Source organism: Microbacterium testaceum (assembly GCF_020781835.1).
Taxonomy (GTDB): Bacteria; Actinomycetota; Actinomycetes; order Actinomycetales; family Microbacteriaceae; genus Microbacterium; species Microbacterium testaceum_H.
On record NZ_JAJGNJ010000012.1, the window covers coordinates 26,478 to 37,831 of the forward strand.

Here is an 11,354-nt window from a genome sequence, read left to right on the forward strand (position 1 = left end):
ACGACTTCGACACCCCGTGACCGACGGGCGACAGGTGCCCTCGTACCTGCTGTCCCCTCACCGAAAGGACCCGCCATGGCCTATGAGCCCCTCGTCTCCCCGACCCAGTTCCTCCCTCGAGTCACGCCTCCACGCCACGTGCAGGATGTGGACTGGGACACCTCGAACAAGTTCCTCAACGGACCCTTCGCTCCGTGGGCGGAGGAATCGGAGGCGTTCGATCTGCCGGTGATCGGTCGGATACCCGACGATCTCGCGGGGGCGCTGTTCCGCATTGCGAACAATCCTCGTTTCGCGCCGCGTGAGCCCGACCGGTACCACTGGTGGGAGGGCGACGGGGGCGTGGCGGCGACCTACATCCGCGACGGAAAGGCGTCGTTCCGGATGAAGTGGGTCTTGACCGACTCGATGAAGATCGAGGTGGAAGCGGGGGAGGCCCTCTACAGCGGGTTCGTGAACGGTTCGGGATTGTCGCCGCGACAGCTTCCGCCCGGAGCCCCCCGTTCGAAGAACGTCGCGAACACCAACGTCGGCATCTTCGCCGACCACCTGCTCGTGTATTTCGAAGGAGGTCTGCCCCACTCCCTCGATCCCGGCACGCTGGACACGATCGGAACGTACGACTTCAACGGCGGCATCGACGTCCTCTGCACGGCTCACTACAAGCTGGACCCCCGCACGGGGAACATGCTCTTCTTCGCCGCCGTCGGGAACAACCTCACCTGGTACGAGGCGGATGCGCGCGACGCGCGGATTCTGGACAGCGTCACCTTCGACATGGGGTGCCCCGCCATGGTGCACGACTACATCGTCAGCGAGCACCATGCGATCTTCCTCATCTCGCCGACGCAGTTCCGGCTGGATCGGATCATGCAGGGCCGGCCGGGCGTGCTGTGGGATGAGGACGCCGTCCCGGGCGGCAGCAGATTCGCCGTGCTGGATCGACGGACGAAGCGCGTCACCTGGTACGACACGGGCACGATGCTCGCGCCGACGCACTTCTTCAACGCGTTCGAGACCGACCAGCGCATCGTCGTCGACCTCCACGTGATCGCGCGCCTGGGCAACCCCGTCGACGACGGCGACAGCACGCACGATTCGCACAACTGGTTCCCGCCCGCCATGGCCTGGCGCTTCGAGCTGGACACGGTCACCAAGCGAGTGACCCACCGAATGCTCAGCGGCGTCGCCGGCGAATTCCCGAAGATCAACGACGCGTTCCTGGGGCGAGAGCTGCAGTACGGCTACTTCGCGACGACGCGTGCGCTCACGCCCGAGACGATGACGGACGGCCTCGCCCGTTTCGACTTCGGTACGGGGCAGACGATCATCGTGGAGGGCGCCGAGGATCTCACCAATCCGAGTGAGCCCATCTTCGTGGCGCGGCGCGGATCGGTGGAAGAGAACGACGGATACCTGCTGTCCCTGTGGTGGAACAGGCAGACGGGGCTGTCGGAGGTGCTCGTCCATGAGACGGCGTCGTTCACGCCGGCCCCGCTGGCGCGCATCCAGCTGCCGGTGCGTGTGCCGTTCGCCTTCCACGGCTCGTGGGCGGACGCGGAGCAGCTCGACGCCGCTCTCGCGGCCCACCGCACGGCCGTGGCGACACGACGCTGAGAAGAAGAAGGAGAGAACTGATGGCTGAGAAGTGGGACGAACGGATCTTCTCGACGGGAGGATTCGTCCCCGGTCGCGGCGAGGCGATCGACGTCGTCGCTCCGGCGACGGGGGAGGCGCTCTCCCGGGTGGGCGGGGCCACGATCGACGACCTGGAGGATGCCGTCGCGGCAGCGGTCCGCGCTCAAGCCTCGTGGGCAGCGCTGCCGTACACCGAGCGGTCGGCGGTGATGCGTCGTGCCGCCGCCCTCCTCGAGGATGACCCCGACCGACTGGTTCGGTGGCTCGTGCCAGAGTCGGGCTCCGGGCACGGGAAGGCGGCGTTCGAGACAGCCCTGGTCGCGTCGGAGTTCGCCGCGGGCGCCGCCGTGGCTGCCCAACCGTATGGCGAACTCCTGCGGAGCATGAAGCCGCGCACGTCGATCGGGCGATACGTTCCCGTGGGCGTCGTCGGTGTCATCAGCCCCTTCAACTTCCCGGCCATCCTGGCGATGCGCTCGGTGGCTCCGGCGCTCGCTCTCGGCAACGCCGTGATCCTGAAGCCGGACCCGCGGACACCGGTGTCCGGAGGTCTCGTCCTCGCCGAGATCCTGGCCGAGGCGGGCCTCCCCGACGGACTTCTGCACGTGCTTCCCGGAGGTGCCGAGATCGGCGCCGCGCTCGTTGCACACCCGCACGTTCCGTGCATCTCTTTCACCGGGTCGACGGCCGCCGGCCGGCGGATCGGAGAAGCCGCGGGACCGCTCCTGAAGAAGGTGCACCTGGAGTTGGGCGGGAACAACGCCCTTCTGGTCCTGCCCGACGCCGACGTCGAGGCGGCGGCCTCGGCGGGCGCGTGGGGGTCATTCCTTCACCAGGGCCAGATCTGCATGACCACGGGTCGACACCTGGTCCCCCGCGAGATGGCGGCGGAATACACGAGACGGCTCGCCGAGATCGCCGATCGCATCACGGTGGGCGACCCCACCGATCCCGCGAATGCGCTGGGTCCCATCATCGACGACGGACAACTCAGGCGCGTCGAGAGCATCGTCGCGGAGACGCTCGCGGCCGGGGCGGCGCTCGAGGCGGGAGGGGTCTCGGACGGGCTCTTCTACCGCCCCACGGTCCTTTCGGGTGTTCCGCTCGACGCTCCGGCGTTCGAGCAGGAGGTCTTCGGGCCGGTGGCACCCGTGGTCGCGTACGACACCGTCGATGAGGCCATCGACATCATCAACTCCTCCGAGTACGGCTTGTCCGTCTCGATCCTGACCGGCGACCCGTACCGGGCGTTCGAGCTCGCCGACCGCATCCACTCCGGAGCGGTACACATCAACGATCAGACGGTCGATGACGAGGCCGTCGCACCGTTCGGGGGAACGAAGGCATCCGGTGTCGGAGGACATTTCGGCTCCTCCGTGAACGTGGACACGTTCTGCGAGCTGCAGTGGGTGACCATCCAGTCGCACATCGAGAAGTATCCGTTCTGATCGAGCGGTCGCCCCGGACTCCCGGGGCGACCGCTCAGCGGGCCGGTTCTGTCTGCGGGAGGCCGGCGATTGCCGTGATGACCTGAGGACTCTCGCTCGGGGAGGCGTAGCGACCGAGGATGTGGGCATCGGGCCGGACGAGGACAGCGCCGTCGTCGATAAGACCGAGGAGAGCGTTCCACCAGGAGTCCTCCTCGAACGCGAGTTCGACTTCGACGACCCGCGGTGCGAGCGGCGACCGGGCGAGGGCGGACGCCCAGCGCGCCCCGGCGCCGGGCGCGACGAGGAGGGAGAATCCCTTGCGATCGATGATCGAGCGGATGCCGCTGCCGATGGCCAGTGGCACGGCCGGTACGTGATCGCCCACTTCCGCGGTGGGTTCGTGGGTGAGGACCGTGATCTCCTTGCCGCCGCCGTAGCGATAGCCCAACTGCAGACCGATGGTGTTGACGGCTGCGAGCTGGCGATCGATCTTCCGCTGGAGGAGTTCGTCGTCACGGTGCTCGTCGTAGGCGATCATGGCGGGGTAGACCTGCATGAGGTCGACGAGGTTGGCCAAGCTCTGGTCGCGATTCTGCTCTCCGACCGGTCGTCGTTCGCTGTCGTAGGTGTCCAGGAGGCCGGGCGCGGCCCATCCGTGCAGCACGGCCGAGATCTTCCAGGCGAGGTTGTCCGCATCCCCCAGCCCCGTGTTCAAGCCGAGGCCGCCGGTCGGTGGGAAGCGATGCGCGGCGTCGCCCACGAGGAAGGTCCGTCGATCGGCGTAGCGCTCGGCGACTTCAGCGGCCACGGTCCACGACGAGATGCCCTTGATCTCGAACGGGCGATCGGCTCCGATCGCCGCGCGGATGATGTCGACGGCATCCCGTTCGGCGGTCTCGGGGGTCAACGGGGCGCACAGGTAGGCCCACGTGGAAGCCGGGTCGTAGGCCAGGAGGGTGCCTTCGGTGCGCTCGTTCCCCACGAAGTACAACATCCCCTGGCGGCCGCCCACGAGATCGCGGAGATCGGCTTCGAAGTGGATCGTCGCGCGGGCGTCGGGGGGCGGCGGACCTTGCATCCGAATGCCCAGCGACTCGCGGATACCGCTCCCGGCGCCGTCGGCGGCGATCAGATACGAACTGCGAAGGTGATACGACCCGTCCGGGCCATGGATCTCGGACAGCACCCCTTCGTCGTCGGTCAGGGAACGGATCCACCGATGCTCCGTGCGCAGGGTGCCGGGCTTGATTGCTTCCAGGTGCTCGCGGAGCGCGTTCTCCAAGAGGGGCTGGGCGATGTTCAGGCGTTCCGCGAACTGTCCGCGCTCGGTGCCGGGTTCGTAGGGCCGCCAACCGAACGCTCGGCCCGCGAGGGAGTTGACGTACCAGGCCTTGGTGTTCGCGGTGCGCGGCGGGGCCAAGGCCTCCAGGCGCTCCACGGGGATGCCGGCGGTCGTGAGGATCTCGAGGGATCGGGGGCTGATCAGGTGCGCCTTGGGCGCCGCGAGCATCGACGCATAGCGCTCGAACACGACCACATCCACTCCGGATCGGATGAGGAGCAGCGCCGCGACGATGCCGACGGGTCCACCCCCGACGATGAGGTTGCTGGAACAGCGAACCAGCATCGGAAAGGTGGTCCTGCGAATCGACGACTGAGCACGAGCTGTCGTCGTGGAGTGAGGTCACCGTAGACCTTCTCGGTCTGCATCCGCCACGCCTGCTCTCGCGCTCGGAGGCGAGCCTCGCACGAAACGCGATCGCTATCCGATCGCCGTCGTACGGAAACACTCCGTGGTTCTACTGGACTGCATGGACAACGCTTCAGCGCTCGCACCAGCCGACAGTGATCGTGTATCGACGCGTGTCAGCCTAGCCCTGCTCGGCGTCCGCAGCGACGCGCCCGTCCGCCGCACCGGCGGAGCCGGTCCCAGCGACGACGGGCACTTCGTGCTCGACGGCGAGGGTGCGGCCATCCCCCTCAACCCGAACAGTCCGTACGTGATCACCGCGTCGGGGCGACTGACCCGCGACGGCGCCGACCTTGGTTTCGACGTCGCGCCGGTCGTGCGGCCGAAGTTCTACGACCTGCAGACCGACGAGGGGGTCGCGTACGACAAGATCGCGAAGCTGCACGGCAAGAACGTGCTCGCGACCACCGTCGTGCAGACGTGCGTGCGCTACGACGAGAGCGAGCGGTGCCGCTTCTGCGCGATCGAGGCGTCCCTCGATGCCGGCACGACCATCGCCGTCAAGACGCCCGCCATGCTGGCCGAGGTGGCCGAGGCGGCGGTGCGCCTCGACGGCGTCACGCACATGGTCATGACGACCGGAACGTCCAACGGGTGGGATCGGGGCGCGAAGCACCTGGCCCGGTGCGTGCGCGCGGTCAAGGCGGCCGTGCCGCAGCTCGAGATCCAGGTGCAGTGCGAACCGCCCGCCGACCTGCAGGCGATCACCGATCTCTACGACGCCGGCGCCCGCTCGATCGGCATCCATGTCGAGTCGATGGACGACGACGTGCGTCGACGGTGGATGCCGGGGAAGTCGCGCGTGAGCATGGACGAGTACCGCGCGGCGTGGCGGGAAGCCGTGCGCGTGTTCGGGTGGAACCAGGTGTCGACGTACCTCATCGTCGGAATGGGTGAAGATCCCGATGAAGCGGTCGAGGGTGCGCGCGAGCTCATCGAGATGGGGGTCTACCCCTTCGTCGTCCCCTTCCGTCCCCTCAAGGGCACGCTCGCGACCGACGTCGACAAGGTCCCGGCGCCGCACCGTGCGGTCGTCGACGACATCACCTCCCGGGTGGCGGCACTGCTGCACGGGGCCGGGATGCGCGGGGAGGATCAGCGCGCGGGCTGCGCGGCGTGCGGCGCGTGCAGCATCCTCAAGACGGCGGGCGCGTGATGTTCGACGTGCCGGTGCTCACCGGCGCTCCGCGGCTCCGCGAGACCCCCGCGTGGGTCATCCGGGTCGCGGATGCCGCGGACCTCGCCGCCTATCGCGCGATCCGGCGCGATGTCTTCGTCGACGAGCAGGGGTTGTTCGCCGGGACGGACCACGACGACATTGACGACGATCCGCGCACCGTCGTGCTGGTCGCGACCACGGCCACGGGCGACGTGCTCGGCGGGGTGCGGCTCGCGCCGGCCACCGCGCGCGACATCGGCTGGTGGACGGGTGGGCGCCTGGTCGTCCGGCGGGCCGCCCGCCACGCCGGCGGCATCGGCTCGGCCCTCGTCCGGGCGGCCTGCCGCGAGGCCCTGAGCCGCGGCGTGCTGCGCTTCGACGCCACCGTGCAGGAGCGCAACGAACCCCTGTTCCGGCATCTCGGCTGGGTGCGTTGGGGGGAGGCCGTGATCGGAGACGTCCCGCACGTGCGGATGCGCTGGCCCATCGAGCGCATCGCCGATCTCGTCGACGCGATGAAGCTGCCGCTCGGCGACGTGCTCGCCGGCATCCGCGACGACCATCCGCAGGGGCTGGGAGGCGACGGCTGGGTGGGTGACGATGGCGCGTTGGTGTCGGGGACCGACGTCGTGGTCGCCACCGATGCGATCCTTCCCGCTCTCATCGACAAGGACCCGGAGTGGGCCGGGTGGTGCGGGGTGCTGGTCAACGTCAACGACCTGTCGGCGATGGGGGCCCGAGCGGTGGGGCTCATGGATGCCGTGTCGGCACCCACCCCGTCGGCCGTGCGCCGCATCGTCTCGGGGCTGCGCAGCGCCGCGGTCGCCTGGGGCGTCCCCCTACTCGGCGGCCACACACAGGTGCGGGGAGCGTCCTCGCTCGCGGTGACGGCGCTGGGGCGCACGACCACGCCGATCCCCGGTGGGGGAGGCCGCGCGGGGCACCGGCTGGGTCTGACCGTCGACCTGCACGGCCGCTGGCGTCGCGGATTCGAGGGACGCCAGTGGGACTCCACGTCGACACGCACGGGGGAAGAGCTGCGGCATCTGGCGGCTCTGATCGCCGACCATCGCCCGGCGGCCGCGAAGGACGTGAGCATGGCAGGTCTCGTCGGTACGGCGGCGATGCTGGCCGAGGCGTCGGGGACGGGTGCGCGCATCGATGTGGCCGATGTCCCGGCACCCGACGGCGTCGCGTTCGGGGACTGGCTGACCTGTTTCCCCGGGTTCGGCATGGTGACCGCCGACGCGCCCGAGATCGCCTCACCGCTGGCGGAGTCGTCGACGATCGGCGAGCTCACCGCGATTCCGGGCGTGGTGCTGCGCTGGCCCGACGGCGTCGAGACCCGAGCCCTGGATGCCGGAGCGACCGGCCTCGGCAAGGCGTAACGCAAGCTCTTTCCGGACGAAACCAAAACGAAACACCTGCACGCGAGCCTGATATCAGACACGCGCTCCATCCCCGGCTCCACCGACGCGAAGGACACGACCATGACCACCGACCTCGACGCCCAGATCGCGGAGAACATCGCCAAGTCCCTCGGCGAGATCCCGCACCCCTCGCTCCCCAAGGGCAGCAACATCTACGGCTCGACCAAGCTGTTCCCCGACTTCCAGGCCGAGGACGGTGAGACGTATTTCACGCTCATCCACGGCATCCCGCACGAGTCCTCGGTGAGCTTCGTCGCGATCCTGCAGGCGACCCGAGCGCTCCGCAAGGGCTTCGAGTCGGCCATCTACCTGTACGGCCCCGGCACCCTCGCCGCCACCGCGAACCGCGGCTTCCCCACCACGGGCGACGCGGGCTTCCCCGGCGAACTGAACATGAACAACTCCCTCGAGACGTTCATCAAGGAGGGCGGAACGGTCTACTGCTGCCGGTTCGGCCTCGCGCTGCACGGCATCCGCGAAGAGGACCTCATCGAGGGCGTCATCCCCGCCCACCCGCTCGACGTGCAGGACGCGCTCATCTATTACGCGCGCAAGGGCGCGATCATCAACTCGACCTACAACCTCTGAGGCTCGCCATGTCGATCACCGTCGCCTCCGTCTCGGCGAACTTCACCCGGGACCTGGAGCAGAACTACGCGCTCATCGCCGACCTGGTGGCCGAGGCGCGGGCCGCGGGAGTGTCGTTCCTGGCGTTCCCCGAGGCCGCGATCGGCGGCTACCTCTCGTCGCTCGGCAATCACGGAGACACCGTCAAGACGACCACCCGGTCGATGCCGCCGGCGATCCGGCTCGACGGCCCCGAGATCGCTCGGGTGCAGGAGCTGGTGGGCGACATGATCGTGACGATCGGCTTCTGCGAGCTGGCCGACGACGGTGAGACGCGCTACAACGCGGCGGTGTGCCTGGACGGCGAGAACATCTACGGCTCGTACCGGAAGGTCCACCAGCCGCTCGGCGAGAACATGTCGTACTCGGCCGGAGACACGTACGAGGCGTTCGACACCCCCGTCGGACGCGTGGGGATGCAGATCTGCTACGACAAGGCATTCCCCGAGGCCGCGCGCATGCTGGCGCTGGACGGCGCCGAGATCGTGGTGAGCCTGTCGGCGTGGCCGGCGGCGCGCACCGCCACCGCGGAGAACCTCCAGGACGATCGGTGGACCTATCGGTTCAACCAGTTCGACATCGCCCGCGCCCTGGACAACCAGGTGTTCTGGCTGGCATCCAATCAGTCGGGCACCTTCGGGTCGCTCCGCTACGTCGGGAATGCGAAGGTCGTCGACCCGGGCGGGAACATCCTCGCCACGACGTTGCTCGGCACCGGGCTCGCGATCGCCGAGATCGATGTGGCCGAGACCTTCCGCGCGATGCGCGGGGGCATGTTCCACCTGCGCGACCGTCGGCCCGACGTCTACGGTCCGGTCGCCGAGACGGCCGGTGAACACGTCGAGGGGTGGAGGGAGCTGGCCCATGCCTGAGATGCGCTTCGCCGTCCGCTGGCCCGACGGTGCCGAGTCCTCGCACTATTCGCCGAGTCTCGTCATGCACGACTACCTCACGACGGGCGAGAGCTACGGGGTGGCCGACTTCGCGGCGCGCGCCGGTGAAGCCCTGGATGCCGCGGGTGAACGCGTGCGGGCAGCGTACGGTTTCGCGTGCACGTCGGCCATGGCATCCCGCGACGAGATCGTGCGCGCCGCGGCCGGCTACGCCGGGGGAGAGGTCACCGTGCTGCGCATGGAGCCGCCCCTCCCGGCGGAGGCGTCGTGATCCCCGTCGAGCTCCGGCCCGGCGACCACTACGCCGCCGTGATCGTCGGGGGCGGGCAGGCCGGACTCTCGGTCAGCTGGCACTTGACCCGCGCCGGGGTGCGGCACGTCGTGATCGAGCGCGAGTCCGCGGCGCACGAGTGGCGCGACGGGCGGTGGGACAACTTCACGCTGGTGACACCGAACTGGCACTGCCGGCTCCCCGGCTACGCGTACGACGGTCCCGACCCCGACGGGTTCATGACCCGCGACGAGGTGTACGCGTGGGTGCGCGGCTACGCCGACACGTTCGACGCGCCGCTCGCCGAGGGCGTGGAGGTGCACCGCGTGGATCGCCGGGACGACGGGGTGTTCGTCGTGCAGACCAGTGTCGGCGAGATCACGGCCGACACGGTGACGTCGGCCACGGGCGGGTACCACCGTCCCATCACGCCATCGTGGGCCGATGACCTGCCGGAGCGCATCGTGCAGATGCACTCGCATCACTACCGCAACGCCGCTCAGCTCCCGGGGACCGTCCTCGTCGTCGGCACGGGGCAGTCGGGCACGCAGATCGCCGAAGACCTCCACCTCGAGGGACGCCGCGTGCACCTCGCGGTCGGACGTGCCCCCCGCGTCGCGCGGTTCTACCGGGGCCGCGACTGCATGACGTGGCTGGCCGACATGGGCGTGTACGACGTGCCGGCGGGCGCACAGGCCGCTGCGAAGCGCGCCGCGACCAACCACTACGTCACGGGGCGCGACGGCGGGCGCGACATCGATCTGCGGGCGTTCGCCGCGCAGGGGATGCGCCTCCACGGACGCGCGATCGGCGTCTCCCGGGGCACGCTCGCCTTCGACGACAGCCTCGCCGCCAACCTCGACCACGCCGACTCGGTGGCCGAGTCGATCAAGAACGACATCGACGCCTACATCGCCCGCGAGGGGATCGACGCCCCGACCGAGGCCCGCTACCGGCCGGAGTGGAGTCCCGAGGCGGGCCCGACGCTGCTCGACCTCGCCGAGATTGACGCGGTGGTCTGGGCGATCGGCTTCCGCGCGGACTGGTCGTGGCTCGGCGATCTCGACGTGCTCGACGTCCACGGGCACCCCGTGCACGAGCGCGGCGCGACGACGGTCCCCGGGTTCTCGTTCGTGGGTCTGCCGTGGCTGCACACATGGGGCTCGGGCCGTTTCCACGCGATCGCCCGGGATGCCGAGCACGTCGCCGGATCCGTCGTGGCGGCAGCGCGCGACGTCTTCGCGGTGCGCTGAGCGGCCCGCACGGCGACCGCGTACCCTCGAGAAATGGCATCCGTGACGATGGCTGCGGTGGCGGCCCATTTCGGCCGCGACATCGATCGCACGCTCGCGAAGCTGCCCGGCATCGTCGGCGACGCACGCGAGCGCGGGGTCGACCTGCTCGTTCTCCCGGATGCCACGATCGGCGGGTATCTGCTGGACCTCCACCACCCGGTCGACGAGAGTGACGGCATCCCGCACTCGGTCGAGATCGACGGACCCGAGGTGGCGGCGATCATCGCTCTCGCCGGCGACATGACGGTGTGCTTCGGCATCGCCGAGCACGCCGTCGAGGACGGCGAGGAGCGCCGCTACAACTCCGCGGTGTGTGTGACCGGCGACGGCGTGCTCGGGGTCCACCGCAAGGTGCACCTGCCGCTGGGAGAGTCCGAGGTCTACGCCGCGGGCACCGACTTCCACGCGTTCGACACCCCCGCGGGGCGCATCGGGATGCTGATCGATTTCGACAAGACCTTTCCCGAGGCCGCGCGTTCGCTCGCGCTCGACGGCGCGCAGGTCATCGCCTGTCTCAGCGCGTGGCCGGCGAGCGTGACCGATCGGTCGGACCGCATCCGCAACGACCGCCAGGCTCACCTGTTCGACCTGTACGACTGCGCCCGCGCCGCCGAGAACCAGGTGTACCTCGTGTCGTCGAACCAGACCGGCGTCCTGGGTGGGCTTCGCTTCCTCGGTCAGGCGAAGGTCGTCGACCCGGCCGGAGAGATCGTGGCGAAGACGTGGGCGAAGGGCGGTCTCGCCGTCGCGAAGGCCGACATCTCCGCCGACATCGCGCGGGCACGCCGCTCGCTCAATCACCTGGCGCAGCGCGCCGAGCACGCCTACCGGCTCACCGCCCCGGTCTAGGCCGCGCCCGGA

Annotated in this window: 10 protein-coding genes; 9 read left to right on the plus strand and 1 reads right to left on the minus strand. The window is 69.5% G+C overall.

Translation table 11 applies throughout. The features are described 5' to 3' along the window. Positions 1-75: 75 nt before the first annotated feature. The gene (locus LL239_RS15375; protein WP_228164325.1) at positions 76-1,617 is read left to right on the plus strand and encodes a carotenoid oxygenase family protein; all 1,542 of its coding nucleotides are present in this window, start codon (positions 76-78) and stop codon (positions 1,615-1,617) included. Between the two features lie 20 nt (positions 1,618-1,637). Continuing rightward, entirely contained in the window at positions 1,638-3,086 is a 1,449-nt protein-coding gene (locus LL239_RS15380; protein WP_228164326.1) for an aldehyde dehydrogenase family protein, read from the plus strand. Between the two features lie 34 nt (positions 3,087-3,120). Here LL239_RS15380 and LL239_RS15385 read toward each other — a convergent pair whose 3' ends face one another. Next, positions 3,121-4,695 (minus strand): FAD-dependent monooxygenase, encoded by a 1,575-nt coding sequence (locus LL239_RS15385; RefSeq protein WP_228164327.1) that lies wholly within the window; start codon positions 4,693-4,695, stop codon positions 3,121-3,123. Positions 4,696-4,879: 184 nt separating this feature from the next. Here LL239_RS15385 and LL239_RS15390 point away from each other — a divergent pair, with 184 nt between their 5' ends. From LL239_RS15390 to LL239_RS15420, 7 genes are all read left to right on the plus strand, one after another. Further along, positions 4,880-5,974 (plus strand): MSMEG_0568 family radical SAM protein, encoded by a 1,095-nt coding sequence (locus LL239_RS15390; RefSeq protein ID WP_228164328.1) that lies wholly within the window; start codon positions 4,880-4,882, stop codon positions 5,972-5,974. Then, positions 5,974-7,365, plus strand: a complete 1,392-nt coding sequence (locus tag LL239_RS15395; protein WP_228164371.1) for an MSMEG_0567/sll0787 family protein — start codon at positions 5,974-5,976, stop codon at positions 7,363-7,365. The genes LL239_RS15390 and LL239_RS15395 overlap by 1 nt, the downstream gene beginning before the upstream one ends. A gap of 102 nt (positions 7,366-7,467) precedes the next feature. Further along, entirely contained in the window at positions 7,468-7,995 is a 528-nt protein-coding gene (locus tag LL239_RS15400) for an MSMEG_0572/Sll0783 family nitrogen starvation response protein (RefSeq protein ID WP_228164329.1), read from the plus strand. Between the two features lie 8 nt (positions 7,996-8,003). Then, complete coding sequence (locus tag LL239_RS15405) at positions 8,004-8,906, plus strand: carbon-nitrogen hydrolase family protein (protein WP_228164330.1); 903 nt, start codon at positions 8,004-8,006, stop codon at positions 8,904-8,906. Then, positions 8,899-9,198, plus strand: coding sequence for an MSMEG_0570 family nitrogen starvation response protein (locus LL239_RS15410; protein WP_228164331.1), 300 nt, complete (start codon positions 8,899-8,901; stop codon positions 9,196-9,198). The genes LL239_RS15405 and LL239_RS15410 overlap by 8 nt, the downstream gene beginning before the upstream one ends. Further along, positions 9,195-10,451: an MSMEG_0569 family flavin-dependent oxidoreductase gene (locus tag LL239_RS15415; protein WP_228164332.1), complete on the plus strand. Its 1,257-nt coding sequence runs from the start codon at positions 9,195-9,197 to the stop codon at positions 10,449-10,451. Before LL239_RS15410 ends, LL239_RS15415 begins: the two co-directional genes overlap by 4 nt. Positions 10,452-10,484: 33 nt before the next feature. Continuing rightward, on the plus strand, positions 10,485-11,342 hold the full coding sequence (locus tag LL239_RS15420) for a carbon-nitrogen hydrolase family protein (protein ID WP_228164333.1): 858 nt from the start codon (positions 10,485-10,487) through the stop codon (positions 11,340-11,342). The last annotated feature ends 12 nt before the right edge of the window (positions 11,343-11,354 follow it).

Bases quoted from the DNA above. Each gene is read 5' to 3' on its own strand.
- LL239_RS15375 (WP_228164325.1), top strand. From the start codon at position 76: ATGGCCTATGAGCCCCTCGTCTCCCCGACCCAGTTCCTCCCTCGAGTC.
- LL239_RS15380 (WP_228164326.1), top strand. From the start codon at position 1,638: ATGGCTGAGAAGTGGGACGAACGGATCTTCTCGACGGGAGGATTCGTC.
- LL239_RS15385 (WP_228164327.1), bottom strand. From the start codon at position 4,695: ATGCTGGTTCGCTGTTCCAGCAACCTCATCGTCGGGGGTGGACCCGTC.
- LL239_RS15390 (WP_228164328.1), top strand. From the start codon at position 4,880: ATGGACAACGCTTCAGCGCTCGCACCAGCCGACAGTGATCGTGTATCG.
- LL239_RS15395 (WP_228164371.1), top strand. From the start codon at position 5,974: ATGTTCGACGTGCCGGTGCTCACCGGCGCTCCGCGGCTCCGCGAGACC.
- LL239_RS15400 (WP_228164329.1), top strand. From the start codon at position 7,468: ATGACCACCGACCTCGACGCCCAGATCGCGGAGAACATCGCCAAGTCC.
- LL239_RS15405 (WP_228164330.1), top strand. From the start codon at position 8,004: ATGTCGATCACCGTCGCCTCCGTCTCGGCGAACTTCACCCGGGACCTG.
- LL239_RS15410 (WP_228164331.1), top strand. From the start codon at position 8,899: ATGCCTGAGATGCGCTTCGCCGTCCGCTGGCCCGACGGTGCCGAGTCC.
- LL239_RS15420 (WP_228164333.1), top strand. From the start codon at position 10,485: ATGGCATCCGTGACGATGGCTGCGGTGGCGGCCCATTTCGGCCGCGAC.